Annotated in this window: 17 protein-coding genes; 15 read left to right on the top strand and 2 right to left on the bottom strand. The window is 64.2% G+C overall.

Annotated elements, in window-relative coordinates:
• Positions 1-744, bottom strand: a 744-nt coding sequence (locus EB835_RS15030) for a phospholipid carrier-dependent glycosyltransferase (protein WP_240688773.1), incomplete at its 3' end; no start/stop codon positions are given.
• Between the two features lie 282 nt (positions 745-1,026).
• On the opposite strand from EB835_RS15030, the gene EB835_RS15035 reads away from it, so the two are divergent.
• The 15 genes from EB835_RS15035 (at position 1,027) to EB835_RS20785 (ending at position 17,559) form a co-directional block, all read left to right on the top strand.
• On the top strand, positions 1,027-1,833 hold the full coding sequence (locus tag EB835_RS15035; protein WP_240688774.1) for a DUF4190 domain-containing protein: 807 nt from the start codon (positions 1,027-1,029) through the stop codon (positions 1,831-1,833).
• Positions 1,834-2,057: 224 nt separating this feature from the next.
• The gene (locus EB835_RS15040) at positions 2,058-2,555 is read left to right on the top strand and encodes a DUF4190 domain-containing protein (RefSeq protein WP_135810270.1); all 498 of its coding nucleotides are present in this window, start codon (positions 2,058-2,060) and stop codon (positions 2,553-2,555) included.
• A 165-nt stretch (positions 2,556-2,720) separates the two neighbouring features.
• The gene (locus EB835_RS15045) at positions 2,721-3,155 is read left to right on the top strand and encodes a DUF4190 domain-containing protein (RefSeq protein WP_135810271.1); all 435 of its coding nucleotides are present in this window, start codon (positions 2,721-2,723) and stop codon (positions 3,153-3,155) included.
• The gene (gene rsmI / locus EB835_RS15050; RefSeq protein WP_346763155.1) at positions 3,152-4,120 is read left to right on the top strand and encodes a 16S rRNA (cytidine(1402)-2'-O)-methyltransferase; all 969 of its coding nucleotides are present in this window, start codon (positions 3,152-3,154) and stop codon (positions 4,118-4,120) included. The genes EB835_RS15045 and rsmI overlap by 4 nt, the downstream gene beginning before the upstream one ends.
• A gap of 339 nt (positions 4,121-4,459) precedes the next feature.
• The gene (locus EB835_RS15055; protein ID WP_135810272.1) at positions 4,460-5,524 is read left to right on the top strand and encodes a hypothetical protein; all 1,065 of its coding nucleotides are present in this window, start codon (positions 4,460-4,462) and stop codon (positions 5,522-5,524) included.
• 163 nt (positions 5,525-5,687) lie between these two features.
• Positions 5,688-7,403, top strand: a complete 1,716-nt coding sequence (gene metG / locus EB835_RS15060; RefSeq protein ID WP_135810273.1) for a methionine--tRNA ligase — start codon at positions 5,688-5,690, stop codon at positions 7,401-7,403.
• The gene (locus EB835_RS15065; protein WP_135810274.1) at positions 7,403-8,380 is read left to right on the top strand and encodes a TatD family hydrolase; all 978 of its coding nucleotides are present in this window, start codon (positions 7,403-7,405) and stop codon (positions 8,378-8,380) included. The genes metG and EB835_RS15065 overlap by 1 nt, the downstream gene beginning before the upstream one ends.
• A 301-nt stretch (positions 8,381-8,681) precedes the next feature.
• Positions 8,682-9,902 (top strand): resuscitation-promoting factor, encoded by a 1,221-nt coding sequence (locus EB835_RS15070; RefSeq protein WP_135810275.1) that lies wholly within the window; start codon positions 8,682-8,684, stop codon positions 9,900-9,902.
• A 393-nt stretch (positions 9,903-10,295) separates the two neighbouring features.
• Positions 10,296-10,589, top strand: a complete 294-nt coding sequence (gene groES / locus EB835_RS15075; RefSeq protein WP_039209993.1) for a co-chaperone GroES — start codon at positions 10,296-10,298, stop codon at positions 10,587-10,589.
• 36 nt (positions 10,590-10,625) lie between these two features.
• Positions 10,626-12,218: a chaperonin GroEL gene (gene groL, locus EB835_RS15080; RefSeq protein ID WP_135810276.1), complete on the top strand. Its 1,593-nt coding sequence runs from the start codon at positions 10,626-10,628 to the stop codon at positions 12,216-12,218.
• 323 nt (positions 12,219-12,541) lie between these two features.
• Positions 12,542-14,140 (top strand): polysaccharide pyruvyl transferase family protein, encoded by a 1,599-nt coding sequence (locus EB835_RS15085; protein WP_135810277.1) that lies wholly within the window; start codon positions 12,542-12,544, stop codon positions 14,138-14,140.
• 252 nt (positions 14,141-14,392) lie between these two features.
• A complete protein-coding gene (locus tag EB835_RS15090; RefSeq protein ID WP_135810278.1) occupies positions 14,393-15,169 on the top strand; it encodes an ABC transporter ATP-binding protein in 777 nt (258 codons plus the stop codon).
• The gene (locus EB835_RS15095) at positions 15,166-16,587 is read left to right on the top strand and encodes an FtsX-like permease family protein (RefSeq protein ID WP_135810279.1); all 1,422 of its coding nucleotides are present in this window, start codon (positions 15,166-15,168) and stop codon (positions 16,585-16,587) included. The genes EB835_RS15090 and EB835_RS15095 overlap by 4 nt, the downstream gene beginning before the upstream one ends.
• 190 nt (positions 16,588-16,777) lie before the next feature.
• Positions 16,778-17,437, top strand: a complete 660-nt coding sequence (locus tag EB835_RS15100) for a DUF1707 SHOCT-like domain-containing protein (protein ID WP_168216751.1) — start codon at positions 16,778-16,780, stop codon at positions 17,435-17,437.
• The gene (locus EB835_RS20785; RefSeq protein ID WP_276606004.1) at positions 17,434-17,559 is read left to right on the top strand and encodes a hypothetical protein; all 126 of its coding nucleotides are present in this window, start codon (positions 17,434-17,436) and stop codon (positions 17,557-17,559) included. The genes EB835_RS15100 and EB835_RS20785 overlap by 4 nt, the downstream gene beginning before the upstream one ends.
• Before the next feature lie 151 nt (positions 17,560-17,710).
• Here the strand turns inward: EB835_RS20785 and EB835_RS15105 are convergent, their stop codons facing one another.
• Positions 17,711-18,163 carry a hypothetical protein gene (locus EB835_RS15105; protein WP_135810281.1) on the bottom strand — a complete coding sequence of 151 codons (453 nt, stop codon included), beginning with the start codon at positions 18,161-18,163 and terminating at the stop codon, positions 17,711-17,713.
• Positions 18,164-18,189 lie beyond the last annotated feature (26 nt).

Below are 18,189 nucleotides of genomic sequence, written 5' to 3' on the forward strand. Positions count from 1 at the left end.
CGTGGGGGCCAGTGCGGCCTCGGCGGGGGTGGATGGGGATGAGGGATCTGCCGTCGATCTCGTCCAGGAGGTCAGGCGTTTCGTCACCTGCTCGCGGTCGAGGAGGATGAAGAAGAAGGCGAGGAGGACGAAGGCCATGAGCACGATGTCGAGGAGGCTGGTGCGGGAGTGGACGAAGTGCTCGCCGTCGATGGCGAGCAGGCCGGCGGCGACGCAGGCGAAGAACGCCGAGCGGAAGAGCTTCCAGGCGATGACGCCGAGGAGGAAGACCGTGAGTGTGCCGATGATCGCCACGGCGAAGCGCCAGCCGAATGAGTCGTCGGCGCCGAAGAGGTCGATGCCCCATCCGATGAGCCATTTGCCCAGAGGCGGGTGAACGACGTATTCGGGCGTGGATTCGATGACGCTGGGGTCGCCGGCGTTGAAGGAGTCGTCGGCGTGCTCGGGCCAGGAGCGCTCATAGCCGAAGTTGAAGACCGAGTAGCCGTCCTTGACGTAATAGGTCTCGTCGAAGATCAGGCGGTGAGGAAAGTCGAGGCGGAAGAGGCGCAGGGCAGCGCCGATTCCGGTGATGACGAGCAGGGCAGGCCACATCCACAATGGCGCGCGGGTGGCCCACATGCCCGCGTGGAAGGTTTCGCGGCGCATCGCAGCGGCGCCGGCACGCACCTTTTCGCGTTTCCTCGCCAGGCGCTCGCGGGCGATGCGCCGGGTGGGGGCCGGGGAGTCTGCGGTGTGTGTCATCGGAGTCCAGTTTAGAGATCTCGGCGGGCGGAGCTCTCATGCGACCCGCAGGGATGAGACGCGCTGTTGAGGGTGATGGGAGTCGGTGAGGTGTTGGGAGTCGACGGTATGGGGAGTGAAGGTGGGTCGATTGGGCCGGCGACGGTCGGACGGGCCGGCGATGGTCGGGTGGGCCGGCGTGGCATGAGGTTCGGCACCTTGAGCGAGATTCCTGGGCATTCGCCAATGCGCATCACTAGAGTAGTGGGAGACAGCCGGAGTCCGAGCGAAATGGTGCACAACGTGTCGAACAATCCCAACTACCGCCCGAGCGACCCTCCCCAGGTCGGCTCGCAGCAGTTCAACAACAACTATGGATCCCAGCCGCAGCCCGGGATGGGACAGTCGAGCCAGTATGGGTCCGGCTCGAGCCAGTATGGGTCCGGCTCGAGCCAGTATGGGTCCGGCTCGGGGCAGTACGGGTCCGGCGCTAGTCAGTATGGGTCCGGCTCGGACCAGTATTCGCAGGGGCAGCCGTATGGTCAGGGCGGAAACTACGGACAGTTCGGCGCCTATGGTCAGCAGAATTCGTATGGACAGCCCGGCGGCTACAGCCAGCCCGGCGGCTACAGCCAGCCCGGCGGCTACAGCCAGCCCGGAGCTTACGACGCCTATAGCCAGCCCGGCGCCTACAGCCAGCCCGGAGCTTACGACGTCTACAGCCAACAAGGCGCGTACAGCCAGCCGATGACCTACGGCGCGCAGCCGATCTACGTCCGGCCTGCACCCAACAAGATGGCTGTGTGGGCGATGTGGATGGGCATCATCGGAATCGGCGGAGGGTTCGTCTGCGGTCTGCTGTCGATGGTCCCGTTCATCGGCATCATCTTCAGCATCATCGCTCTGTTCCTCTGGATCGCGCCGGTGCTCGCTGTCATCTTCGGCCACATCGGTCTCAGCCAGATCAAACGCACCGGCGAAGAAGGCAGCGGACAGGCGATCGCCGGCCTGATCATCGGCTATATCAGCATTGCGCTCGGGCTGATCGGGTTCATCATCGTGATCGGCTTCTTCGGCATCGGCTTCCTCGGCATGATGGGCAGCTACTGAGGCACCGCGCGTGACCTGGGATGGCAGCCCTCGGTCACGTGGGTACGGGACGGTGCAGCCGCCTCGGCGAGGATGTTCTGCAACGGGTGGTGCAGGACTGCAACACGATTCGGCCGCTGTGCTCGCTGTACGTGGGTAGCGTTGATTTCAGACATTGGGACAGCCGTCGAGGACGGCCCGGAACAGACTCGACGATCAACGACAGCCAGCGGAACGGAACGGACATGAACACACGTGTACTGCCCCTCGGGAGCTCCTACACCGGATCGAACGGCTCGCCCCACGCACCCGTCGCGGCCCACTCGCCTGCAGCGGGACGCATACCCGTCGCGGCCCACGCACCGTTTGCCCTCCACTCGTCCGCACCGGTTCGCACTCCTGCGCCGATCCAGGCGCCGGTCACCTACGGAAACCGGGCACCGGTCGTCATCTACCAACAGGTGGCGCCGACGAACACCTCGGCGATCGTGGCGTTGGTGCTCACGCTCATCTCGTTCGTCACCTCGGTGTTCTTCCTTGGCTTCATCGGAATCATCTTCGGCCACGCAGCCCGCTCGCAGATCAAGGCCCGCTGGGAGCGCGGCAACGGCATGGCCGTGGCCGCACTGTGGCTGGGCTATCTGAGCGTAATCTTCTGGGTCGTGTTCTGGCTGATCTACTTCGGCGTCATCGCCCTCGTGATCGGCACGGCCATCGCCGTCGGAGGAGGAACCGTCAGCTGAGGCGGCGGATCCCGGCGAGCCCGTCGCAGCAACCGCCCCACGAACCCAGCCCAAGGCCCCGGACCACGCCCCCGTCCCTCAACTGTGATTGACCTGTAACCGCCCCGCCTTTTGCCGCCATCGACGACTCTGTACCGTTGAAGGCAACCACAAGGAGACTTCGCTATGAGCAGCCAGAACAACTGGAACAACCCGGACATGTACTACCAGCAGCCTCAGCCGAACGCGGGCGGCTCATACGGTGCCCAGTCCTACAGCCAGAACAACGCCTACGCGGCCAATGCGCAGTACGCCGGCGGGCCCGGCTACATGTACCAGCAGCTTCCGCCGACGAACGTGTTGGCCATCGTCGGCATGTGCGCGTCGATCTTCGGCTTCATCTCGTCCGTGTTCCTCGGCGGCATCGCCGGCGTCATCATGGGTCACATCGCCCGCAAACAGATCCGCGAACGCGGAGAACGCGGCGACGGCATGGCGATCGCAGCACTGTGGGTCGGCTACATCGGCACCGCACTCTGGATCCTCTTCTGGGTCGTCTACGTCGGAATCTTCGTCCTCATCTTCGGCGCGGCAATGGTCGGCGCAGGTTCGTCCAGTTGAGTTCAGACTCCATCGAATCCTCTGACCAGGGTGCCCGCACTGACCGCGGGATCGGCGACGACGACCTCGCCGAGGGGGCCGTGCCCGACGACATCGACCAGACCGACGACGCGGTGCTGGGATCCGGTCCGCACCTCACCGGCGGTCGACTCATCCTGGTCGGGACTCCGATCGGCAACCTCGGCGATGCGAGTCCGCGAATGCGGCAGGCCATCGAAACCGCCGATGTCATCGCCGCCGAGGACACACGCCGGTTCCTGTCCCTGGCGCAGCGGCTCCAGCTGAGCCACACGAAGCGGGTCATCAGCGTCTTCGACCACAACGAGGGTCACCGCGCGCCCGAGCTCGTCGAGATCATCGCCGCTGGTGAGACCGTTGTTCTGCTCTCCGACGCGGGTATGCCCGCGGTCTCCGACCCCGGGTATCGCGTCGTCAAGGCCTGCGCCGAGGCGGGTCAACTGATCACGTCCACGCCGGGTCCCTCCGCAGTGCTCACGGCTCTCGCCGTCTCGGGGCTGCCCAGCGACCGATTCAGCTTCGAAGGATTCCTGCCGCGCAAGTCCGGGCAGCGCAAGACTCTGCTGACCGAGCTCAAGGCCGAGAAGCGGACGATGGTGTTCTTCGAAAGCCCGCACCGCATCGCCGATGCGATGGACGACTTCGCCGAGGTCATCGGCATCGACCGTCCCATGGCCATCAGCCGTGAACTGACGAAGACCTACGAGGAGACTCTGCGCGGGACCGTCGGATCCCTGCGCGATCAGGCTGTCGACGGACTGCGCGGGGAACTGACCCTCGTGCTCGCCGGGGCCACCGAGGTCGAGTCGGCTCCGGAGGACCACCTCGGCGAGGTCAGTGCGCTGGTCGATTCCGGTGTCCGGGCCAAGGATGCGGCAGGGCAGGTGGCGAAGAAGTTCGGCCTGTCGAAGCGCGACGTCTACGAAGCCTGGCTCCACCGCGAGTGAGGGCTGCTCGGTCACGGGCAGCGAGTGAGGCGACTCGTGCGCAATAGGGTGTGGACAATTGGCAGCCCAGTTTTGAGTGAGTAGCCCATATTTGAAGGTGGGCTATTCACCGCAAGCTGGGTTATCAGCGAGGTTGAACGGCTGGGTAGCGCTGTCCGCATGCGCTCCCGGGAGCGGAGGGCGCGAGTTCACGGAGCCGGGCGCCGACTCGACTCGAGCGCTGACGCTTGTTGATGGACTCCTTGCTGAGGCACCGTCGCCGTGTGGACGCCCGAGCTGATTCCACAGCAACTGAATTGAGCATTGCGGTATCAGAACCTGGTTCGGCAGTGTGCCGACATGAAGAACAACGTCGTGTATTTCAAGGATCTTCGCAATGCAGGAGCCTCCACGGCAGACATCCGCAGCGCACTGGGATGCTGTCTGCGGAAGCTCTCTCGTGGAGTCTATTCGGTAGTCAGGCGGTGTGAAGTCCGTGCCCACCGATACCTCACTCCCTTCGCCACGGACTCAGCGTGGATGACGTATCACGAGGAACGACGTGATGAAGAGCGTTCCCAACAGCGCAGGTACGAGGCGAATCTGAAGCGTCTGCAGGTCCTCCATTATCCTCACTACCGCGCAGGAGACACCGTGTTCGGGGTCTCGGCGGCACGGCTGCACAGAATCGGTATGTTCGACGAGCCGGATGAACCAGTTTCGGTGTTCCATCCCGTGTCGAGCACCAAATCAACCGAGCTGATCAGGCGACGCAGAACAATCTCAGCTGAAGACGTCTGCCAGGTGGAGGGGCTTCGAGTCACATCTCCGGCCCGAACTGCATTGGATCTGCGGGCCGAGCTCGGCAGCGCTGCGGCGTTTGCTGCGATGGAACAGGTGGTCAGATGGCATCTCCTCGGCAACGACGAAGATCTGATCTTCAGGCTCGGATATCCGTCGCATCTGCCGGACGAGGTGCCGGGTGCAGTCGCAGCCCTGTTTGGAGCACCCATTGCTCGCCTGGCGCGGGGCGGCAAAGTGGCTGCGAAGCTGGTCGCACTCGTATCACCGTTGTCCGAAAGCTATGCGGAGAGCAGAGCCGCTTTCAACCTGCATCTCTTGGGTCTGCACGACTTCGCGCAGCAGGTGAATATTGCCGATGGAAGCCGACTTCTGACGAGACTCGACTTCCTCCTTCGCGAGGACAAAGTCGCTCTCTATGTGGATGGGACCCAGAAGTACGTTGAAGGCGGCTTTGACGTGATGAACAAAGAGAGCCGACAGCATAATCGACTGTTGGCGATGGGCTTCAAGGTGTTGCGTTTCAAATTCAATGAGGTTCTGGACCCGACGATCTTCGGACGGAAGCTCTTCTCTCAAGCACCTGAACTGCGTCGTCGATGCGGAGAACCACTGGTTCTGTGAATTGGTGTCCGGGTGCGAACCGTTTCAGCCCAGTCCGAGGTGAGTAGCCCACCTTCAAACATGGGCTATTCACCGCCAACTGGGCTACTGGCGAAGACTTGCCGAGTGTCGCCTGCGGACCCGTGCGCGCCCGCAACCGCAAGTCCCTTAGACTGAGTTCCCTATGGGTTACTACTTGACGACAGCGATTGCCTACCCCAACGGGGCCATTCACATCGGGCATGCCTATGAGTACATTGCGGCCGACACGATCGCCCGGTTCAAGCGACTGGACAATCACGATGTCTTCTTCGCAACCGGCACGGATGAGCACGGTCTGAAGATGCTGCAGGCGGCGAACAAGCTCGGCATCACCCCCAAGCAGCTCGCTGACGACAACGCGAAGAACTTCCGCGACACCCAGCTCGCCCTCGGCTCGACCTTCGACCGGTTCATCCGCACCACCGACGAAGATCACTACACCGCGTCGCAGGCGATCTGGCGCAAGCTCGAAGAGGCCGGCGACATCTACCTCGACACGTACTCCGGCTGGTACTCCGTGCGCGACGAAGCCTTCTACACCGACGACGAGACCGAGGTCGTCGACGGCGTCCGCCTGTCCAAAGAGACCCACACCGAGGTGACCTGGACCGAAGAGGAGTCCTACTTCTTCCGCCTCTCGAAGTACCAGGACAAGCTGCTCGAGCTGTACAAGAACCACCCCGAGTTCATCGGCCCCGACTCCCGCCGCAACGAGATCGCCTCCTTCGTCGCTTCCGGACTGAAGGACCTCTCGGTTTCTCGCACCACCTTCGACTGGGGTGTGCCGGTGCCCGGCAATGAGAAGCACGTGATGTACGTGTGGATCGACGCTCTGACGAACTACATCACCGCCGCCGGCTTCCCGGATGACGAGGAGAAGTTCGCGAAGTGGTGGCCCGCCGACGTCCACATCATCGGCAAGGACATCATCCGCTTCCACAGCGTCTACTGGCCCGCCTTCCTCATGAGCGCGGGAATCGAGCTGCCGGGGCGCGTCCATGCTCACGGCTTCCTCTTCAACTCCGGTGAGAAGATGTCGAAGTCCGTCGGCAACGTCGTCGATCCGCTCGACCTCGTCGACGCCTTCGGCCTGGACACCCTGCGCTTCTTCCTCTTCCGCGAATTCTCCTACGGCCACGACGGCTCGTACACGAAGGACTCGATCATCACCCGGAAGAACTCCGACCTCGCCAACGAGTACGGCAACCTCGCCCAGCGCTCCCTGTCGATGATCGCGAAGAACTGCGACGCCCAGGTGCCCCGTCCAGGCACCCTCACCGAGGCGGACGAGAAGCTCCTCGCTCTTGCCCGTGCCGTACCCGACACCGCCCGCCGCCACGTCGACACCCAGGCCCTCCACCTCTACGTCGAGGCCTGCTGGAAGGTGTTGTCCGAGGCCAACCGCTACTTCTCCGCTCAGGAGCCGTGGAAGCTGAAGAAGACCGATCCGGATCGCATGGCCACCGTGCTGTGGGTGACGATCGAGGTCGTGCGCATCGTCTCCATCCTCATCCAGCCGGTCATGCCCGAATCCGCCGGTAAGATCCTCGACCTCCTCGGCGTGCCCGCGGGTGTCGGCGAGGCCGGGGCGAAGGTCCTACCGACCGCGACTGAGTCCGGTTCCGGCGCCGAGGCGATGGAAGCCGTATCCGCGAGTGCGGCCATCGGTGTCGCCGCCGGTGCCGCCTACGCCTCGGCAGCACTCGCGCCGAACGTCGCCGAGGCGGCCGCCGACGGGATCGCCGCCGCCGAGGCGGACCCCCGGTCCTTCGCGGCCGTGGAGTTCCCGCTCGAACCGGGCACCCCGCTGCCGAAGCCCGAGCCCGTGTTCCCGAAGTTCGTGGAGGAGACCGAGTAATGGCCTCGCGCGCCGCCGGAACCTATCCACCGGTGCCCGAACCACTCGCTCACCCCGTCGTCGACACCCACACCCACCTCGACATCTGCACGGGTGTGCGGCTGCCGTTGGGTGCCGGCGAGCCCGAACCCGAGGTGACACCGAGCGAGGACGAAGAGTTCCCGTCGCTGGACTTCTTCCACGACACCGCCGCCGAGGCGGGGGTCCGTCGCGTCGTCCAGATCGGCTGCGACCTTCCGGCGGCCCGGTGGACGACCGAACTCGTCGCCTCTCAGTACCCAGGTACCACCGAGGCGGCCGGAATCACCGACTCCGCCTCCGTTCCCGCGCCGCCGACCGCCGGTCGGACGTGGATGCTCGGGGGAGCGGCTCTCCATCCGAATGAAGCACCGCGACTGGCCGAGCGAGGTCTGCTCGACGACGCGCTCACCGAGATCGAATCTCTCGTGAACTCGCACGAGCGCATGCGTGTGGTGGGGGAGACCGGCCTCGACTACTTCCGTACGGGTGAAGAAGGAGTGGCCGAACAGCAGCGCTCCTTCCGCGCCCACATCGAGATCGCCAAGCGCACCGGACGTGCCCTGCAGATCCACGATCGGGAGGCCCACGCCGATGTGCTGCGCATCCTCAAAGAGGAAGGCGCCCCCGAGGTCACGATCTTCCACTGCTACTCCGGTGACGAAGCGATGGCTCGTGAGTGTGCCGAGGCTGGCTACTTCATGTCCTTCGCCGGCAACCTCACGTTCAAGAACGCCGATGAGCTGCGTCGGGCCGCGGCCGCGGCGCCGCTCGAACTGCTGCTGACGGAGACCGACGCTCCGTTCCTCACACCGCACCCGCACCGCGGGAAGCCGGGAGGGCCCTACCTCACCGCGATCACGGCGCGGAAACTCGCCGAGGTGCGCGGGATGAACGAAGAGGATCTGTGCGCTGCCGTGTGGAACAACGCAGAGCGAGCCCTCGGCAGCTGGGACTGAGACTTCACCCGCCGAGAAACTGCAGCCGGTGTGAAGCGGCAACTGTCGGGAAGCCGCACCCGCCGGGAAACTGCAGCCGGCAGACCGGGCTCAGGCCGTCGTTCTGTGAGCGAGATAACGGTACGCAGGGCCGCCTCGGCGAGGAAATATCACGAACGGGAATGCCCCAGAAACACGGGGAACTCCAGGTCAGACGGGCCTTCAGGAAACTCACACCGTTACATTTCCGTGATATTTTGCGAAGCGTGTAACGAATCGGTTACAGTGAACAGGTCGATAAACTCTGCTCAGGGATATTTTTGTGATTGATTTTCTGAAGAACCGCAAGGTTCAGATCGCCGCACAGGCGGTCGTGATCACCGGACTCGTCGGTGGCACGGGCGCAGTTGTGACCATGAACAAGCCTGTGACCTTGGAGGTCAACGGACAGGCCGAGGAGATCCGAACCTTCGGTGGAACCGTCGGGGACATCCTCGACAGCCACGAAATCGATGTTGATAAGCGCGACCACGTCAAGCCCGGTGTGGGCACCAAGGTCGACCGTGACATGACGATCACCGTCAACACGGCGAAGAAGGTTGCGCTGTCCGTCGATGGCAAAGAAACGAACGAATGGACCAACGCGAACACCGTGGGTCAGGCTCTGGCCGACCTCGGTGTGGACGCGAAGGGCGCCGACCTCAACGCGAAGGCCAACCAGCGGCTGAAGGAAAAGGGCAACGACATCGACGTGACCACGTCGAAGGACCTCACCGTCGTCGCCGATGGCAAGGACCACAAGGTCTCAGCTGCCGTGGGCACCGCGAAGGAAGCGCTCAAGGAAACGGGCGTCAAGCTCGAGAAGGACGACTTCCTCTCCGTGCCGATGTCCGCCTCGCTCTCCGACGGCCAGGTTCTCACCGTCAACCGCGTCGAGAACAAGACCGTCAAGGACAAGCAGGCCATCAAGGCCGAAGTCGAGACCAAGAAGTCCGATTCCCTCTATGAGGGCGAGACCAAGGTCGAGTCCCAGGGCAAGGACGGCGAGAAGCAGGTCGTCTACAAGGTCAAGACGATCAACGGCGACGAGGTCAAGAAGGAGAAGAAGGACGAGAAGGTCCTCTCCGAACCCAAGACCAAGGTCGTCGTTCAGGGAACTAAGAAGAAGGAGACCCCGGCTGACACCGGCGGATCCGACTCCGGCAACTCCGGTGGCTCCGACTCCGGCGATTCCGGTGACTCCGGCGGCGACTCGAGCACCGGCGGTGGCTCCGGCTCCGGCGGCGGCTCGATGAGCACGCAGGAGATCAAGGACATGCTGGGCGGACCCGGATCCAAGTGGTACCAGGTCGTCGAGTGCGAGTCGAACTTCGATCCCAAGGCCTCGAACGGCACGCACTTCGGTCTGTTCCAGTTCCTTCCGCAGACCTGGCACTCCATGGGCGGCAGCGGCAACCCGTCCGACGCCAGCCCGCAGGAGCAGTTCCAGCGTGCGAAGAAGCTCCAGGCCGAAGCCGGCTGGGGACAGTGGACCTGCGCCTGATCGGCAACGAGCTCTGGCCGCCGTTGACAACAGATATCGACAACTGAGCTGAGGCGGTCAGCAAGGAGCGCGGGCCCCGAGGAGAAATCCTCGGGGCCCGCGCTTCTCAGTTTCCGCGCGCTCGGCCGGGCGTGCTGTACTCCTCCGAACTCTCCCTGCCGGCCCGGTCTTCAGGGCCCTAATCTGAACTTTCGCCCAGAGCATGACGAAACCTTGGCACTCAAGTTGACCGAGTGCTAAGAGCGTTCTAGAGTCGAATTAGCACTAGCACTCATTGAGTGCCAGTTTCATGAGACGGTCGAATCGCTCGGCACCCGCGACGACGAGAGGTTCATGGCAGAAGCCGCCGTCTGACTCGATGAAGAAGAACCCAGCGAAGGGAGAGGGCCCGATATGTCGGTCTCCATCAAGCCACTCGAAGATCGGATTGTCATCCGTCAGGTCGAAGCAGAACAGACTACCGCCAGTGGTCTGGTCATTCCCGAAACCGCCAAGGAAAAGCCTCAGGAAGGCGAAGTTGTCGCAGTCGGCCCAGGCCGCGTTGCTGACAACGGAAACCGCGTGCCGGTCGACGTCGCCGTCGGCGACAAGGTCATCTACTCCAAGTACGGAGGCACCGAAGTCAAGTACGCAGGTGAAGAGTTCCTCGTGCTCTCGGCTCGCGACGTGCTCGCAGTCATCGGCTGAATCCCCTGAACAACTAACCCGCAGACAGGAGGACGAATGCCTAAATCATTGGAATTCAACGACGAAGCTCGTCGTGCACTCGAAAAGGGTGTCAACACCCTCGCCGACACCGTCAAGGTGACGCTGGGGCCCAAGGGCCGCAATGTCGTGCTCGACAAGAAGTGGGGAGCTCCCACGATCACGAACGATGGTGTGACCATCGCCCGTGAGGTCGAGGTCGACGATCCGTACGAGAACCTCGGCGCACAGCTGGCCAAGGAAGTCGCCACCAAGACCAACGACATCGCCGGTGACGGAACCACCACCGCGACCGTTCTTGCTCAGGCCTTCGTCAACGAAGGACTGCGCAACGTCGCCGCAGGCGCCGCACCCGGTCAGCTCAAGCGCGGCATCGAGACCGCCGTCGAGGCCGTCTCGGAGCAGCTGGGCACCATCGCCCGCGACGTCGCCGACTCCTCGGAGATCGCGCACGTTGCCGGACTGTCCGCTCAGTCGCCTGAGATCGGCTCGCTGATCGCCGATGCCTTCGACAAGGTCGGCAAGGACGGCGTCATCACGATCGACGAGTCGCAGGCTGCCGCCGTCGAGCTCGAGATCACCGAAGGAATGCAGTTCGACAAGGGCTTCCTGTCGCCGCACTTCGTGACCGATGCCGATCGTCAGGAAGCTGTGCTCTCCGACGCACTCATCCTGATCAACCAGGGCAAGATCTCCAACATCCAGGAGCTCCTGCCCGTCCTCGAGAAGGTGCAGCAGGCCGGCAAGCCGCTGTTCATCATCGCTGAGGACATCGAGGGCGAAGCTCTGTCGACCCTGGTCGTCAACAAGCTGCGCGGAATCATCAATGTCGCCGCCGTCAAGGCTCCCGGCTTCGGTGACCGCCGCAAGGCCATCCTCGAAGACCTCGCCGTCCTCACCGGCGGCCAGGTCGTCACCCCGGACATGGGCATGAAGCTCGACCAGGTCACCCTGGAAGAGCTCGGCAACGCCCGCACCATCACCGTCACCAAGGACAACACCACGATCATCGATGGTGCAGGTGCCGACGATGCTGTTGCCGGTCGTGTCGCTCAGATCCGTGCCGAGGTCGAGAACACCGATTCCGACTGGGACCGCGAGAAGCTGCAGGAGCGCTTGGCCAAGCTCTCCGGCGGAGTCGCCGTCATCAAGGTCGGCGCCGCCACCGAGGTGGAGCTCAAGGAGCGCAAGCACCGCGTCGAAGACGCTGTGTCCGCTACTCGTGCCGCCATCGAAGAGGGCATCGTCGCCGGTGGTGGATCGGCTCTGATCCACGCCGCGAAGGTCCTCGACGGCAACGACCTCGGTCTGTCCGGTGACGCACTCACCGGTGCTGACATCGTCAAGCGCGGAGTCGTCCAGCCGCTGCGCTGGATCGCCGAGAACGCAGGCCAGGACGGTTATGTCGTCGTCGCCAAGGTGGCCGACCTCGAGTCGGGCCAGGGCTACAACGCCGCAATCGGTGACTACGGCGACCTCATCGGTGCCGGAATCATCGACCCCGTCAAGGTCACCCGCTCGGCGCTGCGCAACGCCGCTTCGATCGCCGCCCTGGTTCTCACCACTGAGACCCTGGTCGTCGAGAAGCAGGAAGACGAGGACGAGGACTGAGCGATCCGCTCGGACTGAGTCACCTCTGACCCGTACCAGTGGCCCGGAACATGAAGTTCCGGGCCACTGGTGCATTCACCCTCACCGAGGTCGCCGCGCGTTTTCCGTCGGATCCGCAGTGACAGGCGGAGCGGTCTCCCCTCCTCGCCGAGGCGGCCCCACCGTTCCCGCGTCTGTTCATTCGGCAGTCGCGCGACATTCACCTTCCCGAGGTCTGTCGTGACTATGTTGTCGCGAAGGCTCACGTTCTGGGCCTGCATCCAGCCGCGGTGTGCGGACCCTCGACCTCGGGTCCTGACCGGGCCACCAGATCCAAGGGAGATATGAAACGCATAACGATGATCGGCGATGTCGGTTGGAGCCGGTTCTACCACCTCGGCGATGAGGCGATGACCGAACTGGCCATTGATGCCCTCCGCGCGCGCACCGACATCGAAATCACCCTCATCGCCGGTGAACCGGACTACGCGGCGGAGATGTACGGGGTCGATGCCATCGCGCGGATCGGCTACAGACGTGACCGTGAGCCGAACATCGCGCGGATGGAGAAGGTGCTCGAGCATGTCGAGACCAATGGTGCCCGAAGCTCTCTCAAAGCAGGGGACCCGGCCCTGAAGGTGATCGACGCCGTGCGCGCTTCCGACGCGGTGCTCATCGCCGGCGGCGGGAATCTCAATTCGATGTTCGCCCATCACATCTATGAGCGGGTGACTCTGGGGCGGATCGCGCAGCTGCTGGGCAAACCCTACGCTCTGACCAGCCAGACTCTCGGCCCTCTCATCTATGACGAGGACCGCAAGCTCGTCTACGAGTTCTTGGCCGATGCCGAGTTCGTCGGCAGCCGGGAGAGCTATACGACAACGTTCGCCAAAGAAGTCGGGGGCAAACGCGCCGTTGTGCGCAGGCAGGTCGACGATGCGTTCTCACTCGAAGCACGCGAAGAAGACCGCCGCGCTGTCGACGATCTGACCGCAGAGCCGTTCATCCTGGCCAGCTTTGCCGAGAAGGCGTCGTCACCGGTGCTCTCCGACGGTGCCTATCACGCGCACCTCGTCGAAATCACTCGCCGTCTCACCGATGAGACCGGTCTCAATGTGCTGCTGGTGCCCCATGGCGGCGGACTGCCGCCCGCTTCGCCGACACGCGACCAGCTCACCGATATTCAGATCGCTGCCGAGGTCGGTCGCGACTCCGTCACGCCTACCCGAATGCTCACCGCTCGTGAACTCATCGCCTTGACGGAGAAGGCCGAATTCGTCATCGGCACCCGCTACCATGCGGGGATCTTCGCCGGCGCTGCCGCAGTGCCGTTCATCTCTCTTGTGCCGAACCTCTACTCGTCCATCCGTATGCGCGGAGCCGCCGAGAACGTCGGTATGGAGCAGTTCGTCCTCCCGGTGGACTCCGTCGATGACGTCGTCGAGACAGGGATCGGGGTAGCCGAGAACCGCCAGGCCATCGCCGATGCGCTGAAGGACAGCGCCGCTCGTCGTCGCGCCGAGCATGGAGACTGGTGGGACTTCGTCGTGGCACACACTGTCGGTGACGGTTCGGGGGAGAAGCCCAGTGCTTCATCCGTTCCAGCGCCCGGCTTCTTCCACGCCGAGGAACTGGAGAACCGATTCGGCTCCACACCGAGCGCGAATCGTGCGCGGCTGACATCGATCGAAGACTACGGTCTGCTGCTGGCCAAGCGCGATCGTCAGCTGGCAGTGGCGAAGAGGCAGGCGAAGGAAGCGACGGAAGAACTGCAGGCAAGCAAAGCCAAGCTGGAGAAGCAGGAGAACATGCGCTCTGTCCGGGCTGCTCGCACGGTTCGAAGCTGGAGACGGACGCTCAACCGCCGTGTGCGAGGCGTGGCTAAGGCGACGCTCGGTCGCTTCGACGGGTCGTCGTCGAGATCTGTCCGCAAAGTGAGCTAGTCGCGCACTCATTGTTCACGCAGGTGAGCGAAGTCGACTCGGACCGTATCCGTGTCCCGGTCGAACTCGGCTTCATTGACCCGAAGCATGCAGATGTGCGCGCCCGGGCATCTGCACGCAGACGATGAAAAGTCCTCACATCTTCAGTCGCACAGCTGGCTCACACCTACTGGCCAGTCGCTTTTCATGTTTCTGAGCGCCGATCCTCGTTAGTCTGGAAGAGACAGCTTGCACCGACGCATGAGGGAATCTATGACCACCGGCCCGACGATGCCCATCGCCCGACTCCGCGACGTATCGAAGGTCTTCGATCCGAAAGGGGCCGCGGTCACGGCCCTCAGCGGAGTCAGCCTCGACATCGCACCGGCTCGTCTGACCGCGGTGATGGGGCCCTCGGGCTCGGGGAAATCCACTCTCATGCACGTCCTCGCCGGTCTCGACCGACCCACCTCGGGCACGGTCCACCTCGGCGAGGAGGAGATCACGAAGCTGCGCGACGATGACCTCACCGCCCTGCGCCGTCGCCGGATCGGGTTCGTCTTCCAATCGTTCAACCTCGTGCCCACGCTCAACGTCAAAGAGAACATCCGGCTGCCCTTCGAACTCGACGACCGCCGACCCAACGCCGACGAACGCTCCTGGATCGCCACGGTCGTCCAGCGCCTGGGGTTGGAGGATCGGCTCAAGCACCGGCCCAATGAGCTCTCCGGCGGCCAGCAGCAGCGCACCGCCATCGCTCGCGCTCTGGCGACCCGCCCCGACATCCTCTTCGCTGACGAACCGACCGGAAATCTCGACGCGAAGTCCGGTCGCGAAGTCATGGCGATCATGCGTGACGCCGTCCGAGACTTCGGCCAATCGATCGTGCTCGTCACCCACGACCCGATCGTCGCCGCCCACGCCGACCGCGTCATCTTCCTCGCCGACGGCACCCCGGTGACAGAGCTGGCCGACGCCATCAGCGCCGAGGCGATCGCCGCGACCATGCTCGATATCGACGAACGCGCCGAATCTGCGGTGAGCCGATGAATCCGCTGCGCGAGATCCGGACCAACCCGCGGCAGTTCTTTCCCAGCGTCCTCGTCGTCTTCATCGCCGCGCTCTTCGGCACCGCGATCATGCAGGGCATCGCGATCCTGACCGCGTGGCTGTCCTCGGCGAAGATCATCGCCGAATCCGAGACTGCGCAGAGTCTGCTGTCGATGGTCGGGTTCACCTTCTTCCTCATCGCCCTCTTCGTGTCCGCGATCGTCATCGCGAACACGTTCTCGATCATCATCGCCGGCCGCAGCCGCCAACTGGCTCTGCTGCGGCTCATCGGGGCGTCGTCGAAACGGCTGCGCAGGGCCGCCTCGGTGGAGGGGCTGATCATCTCCGTTCCCGCCGCGGTGCTCGCCTTCGCCGCGTCGACCGGGCTGGCGACGGCGGCGCAGAACTACCTCGGCGATTCCATCACCGAGGAGGTCGCCCTCCTCACCCCGACCATGGCCGTTCCCGCGCTCGCCACCATCATCGTGACCTGGCTGTCGGCGTACCTGGGAGCGCGCCGCATCACGGGGATCTCACCAATCGAGGCGACCTCGCAGGCGGTTGAGAGCCGGCCCGAGGATGCCCGCGCTTCACTCGGCGGACTCACCGCCTCGCTGGTTCTGCTGTCCATGGGGCTGACGTTCCTGGTCAACGCCGTGATCGGGGCCGCCGACCATCGGATCAGCCTGATGAGCGTGGTGCTGACCGCATTCGGATCGGGGCTGACCTTCCTCGGCGTCATCATCGGGCACCCGTGGATCCTGCCGCCCCTGCAGTCGGCGATCGGCCGGCTGTGCGGGCGCACCGCGGTGTCCCGGTTGGCCGCCTCGACGATCGCCCGTCACCCCACCCGGAACGCGCGCACGGTCATCGGGCTCGTCATCGGCATCACGCTCATCGTCATGTTCGCCACCGCCATGACCACCTTCCGCGATCAGATGCTGCGGTATGCGCGATCACTCGGCGAGGAGGGCTGGGGAGGCCTCGAGGACGCGCTGGCCACCGTCATCGACAAGTCGATGCTGTTCGCGCTCGCCCTCATCCTCTTCTCCGTGATCATCGCCGTCATCGGCGTCGCGAACACGCTCATGCTCTCCGTGCGCCAGCGCACTCAGGAGATCGGACTGCTCATGGCCCTCGGCCAGACCCCGAAGCGCGTGCGCAGGATGATCGCCGCCGAAGGTCTGCAGCTGAGCCTGACCGCCTGCGTGGTCGCGGTTCCGTTGGGCATCGGCTTCGGCTGGGTCGGCGCGCTGACTCTGCTGTCGCCCCTGCTCGGCCTCTTCGCCCCGAGCGTGCCCTGGGCGGTCGTCATCGCCGTCATCGTCGGCACCCTCGTCGCCGTGTTCATCGCCAGCCGCGAACCCGCCCGCGCGGCGACGTCGATCAGCCCCGTCGAGGCGCTCGAAACCGTGTGAGGCGCGCGGGCCAAGGCGACTGGCGTAGGCTCGAGATCATAACGGCTCGGTCCGTCCACACTCGCCGCCACCGCGTTATGGCGGGTGATTCTGCAGAAGAGGGGCAGCGCGCTCTCTGTGAGTACGGCGGCCGCAGAGAAAAGGGCGGAGGTACCGGTATTGTCGGAACCGCTGCGGAAGGAAGATGAAAGTGTCTGAAGACGATCGCCACCCTGACCACCGTGACCGGGCCGTGCGCATCGGCGACGCCGAACGAGATGCTGCCATTGAGGTCTTGAGGACCGCTGCCGGCGACGGAAGGATCACTGTCGAAGAACTCGACGACCGCATGGAACTCGTTGCAGTCGCGCGATATCCCACCGACCTTGATCGAGTCCTCGCCGACATCGTCACCGAGCTGCCGTCGGAACATTCGGGGACTGTGGTCAGCGGAACCCAGGACGGTTCGCGTATGGAAACACGCCCCGGTGAGTCTCCCGGCAACCGGGAGGTCCTGCGCTCGCCGTGGACGGGCCTCACCAAACGCGGTCGCTGGCCGGTGAAGCCATATCTGCGCTGCGAGCCCGCAGGAGTGGTGCTCGAACTCAACTTCCTCGACGTGGACACCGACCTCGAGATCATCGACATCGACGTCGCAGCCCGCACCGGCACACTCAAGCTCATCGTGCCCGACAGCTGGGGAGTCGACCCCACGGGGCTCGCTCGAAGCCCGATCTCCGTCATCACGTTCAAGGCCAATGAGTTCGCACAGGAGGGATACCCCACCATCCGAGTCCGCGGCAGCATCGGATCGGGAGTCTTCATCGCCCGGGGACCCGGCTTCCGCCAGCGACGCAGGATGAAGAAGTGATTGATGTCCGTCGGGCGAGGTCACCGGTCTCGCCCAGGGCCCGCCGCCGTGTCGATCGGGGGCGCGAGTACGGAGCGCTGCCCGACGGAGTCGACATCGACGTCCTCGTCGAACGGGCGTGAGCGTTCTGGCCGCGACGGTGCCGGCCACGAAGCATCGAGCACAGTTTGAGGTGGGCGGCCCGGTTTAAAACCTGGGCTGCCCACTTCAAACTGTGCTGAACCGCCGAAGGCGCCGCGCAGAACGGCGGTCATCCTCAGAACAGCTGAGACCTCAGCCGCGACGGTGAGCGGAGACGCACCGGCGGCGGTCGATGCGCATGACCCGACCGCGATTGCGCAGGTGACGTTTCGTGCATTCCGACGGGCCGACGAAGTCCGGTCGGGGAGTGCGGGTCACCGCGGGCGGTGTGCGTTCGGCATTGAACGTATCGGCCTCCCATCCCGATGTGCGACGCGCACCGAATTCGGACCTGTCGATGAAGGTCCTGAACTCGTCGACGAGCCGCTCCTGCATGTCATAGAGGCTCTCCTCGTTGCCGGGGAAATCGAGGAGGACTTCGACGGCTTCTCCGGCGACGACGACCCTCGCAATGGTGCGGCGATCGTCATCGGGATCGTGGAGCATCGCTATGCTGTCCCACTCGTAATCGGCGAACATCGCGAGAACGATCGGCGTGACGACCTTCTCGCAGAGGAAGTCCTGCGTGAGCTCGGTACGGTCCATGTGTCCCACCATAGGTGCTGACGCGT

Origin of the sequence: Brevibacterium sp. S22, from assembly GCF_004745485.1 — a bacterium.
GTDB lineage: Bacteria > Actinomycetota > Actinomycetes > Actinomycetales > Brevibacteriaceae > Brevibacterium.

What these genes read in the sequence shown, in the direction of transcription:
- EB835_RS15090 (WP_135810278.1), top strand. Translation starts at nt 14,393, where the DNA reads ATGACCACCGGCCCGACGATGCCCATCGCCCGACTCCGCGACGTATCG.
- EB835_RS15085 (WP_135810277.1), top strand. Translation starts at nt 12,542, where the DNA reads ATGAAACGCATAACGATGATCGGCGATGTCGGTTGGAGCCGGTTCTAC.
- EB835_RS15095 (WP_135810279.1), top strand. Translation starts at nt 15,166, where the DNA reads ATGAATCCGCTGCGCGAGATCCGGACCAACCCGCGGCAGTTCTTTCCC.
- EB835_RS15040 (WP_135810270.1), top strand. Translation starts at nt 2,058, where the DNA reads ATGAACACACGTGTACTGCCCCTCGGGAGCTCCTACACCGGATCGAAC.
- groES (WP_039209993.1), top strand. Translation starts at nt 10,296, where the DNA reads ATGTCGGTCTCCATCAAGCCACTCGAAGATCGGATTGTCATCCGTCAG.
- EB835_RS15065 (WP_135810274.1), top strand. Translation starts at nt 7,403, where the DNA reads ATGGCCTCGCGCGCCGCCGGAACCTATCCACCGGTGCCCGAACCACTC.
- groL (WP_135810276.1), top strand. Translation starts at nt 10,626, where the DNA reads ATGCCTAAATCATTGGAATTCAACGACGAAGCTCGTCGTGCACTCGAA.
- metG (WP_135810273.1), top strand. Translation starts at nt 5,688, where the DNA reads ATGGGTTACTACTTGACGACAGCGATTGCCTACCCCAACGGGGCCATT.
- EB835_RS15055 (WP_135810272.1), top strand. Translation starts at nt 4,460, where the DNA reads ATGAAGAACAACGTCGTGTATTTCAAGGATCTTCGCAATGCAGGAGCC.
- EB835_RS15045 (WP_135810271.1), top strand. Translation starts at nt 2,721, where the DNA reads ATGAGCAGCCAGAACAACTGGAACAACCCGGACATGTACTACCAGCAG.
- EB835_RS15105 (WP_135810281.1), bottom strand. Translation starts at nt 18,163, where the DNA reads ATGGACCGTACCGAGCTCACGCAGGACTTCCTCTGCGAGAAGGTCGTC.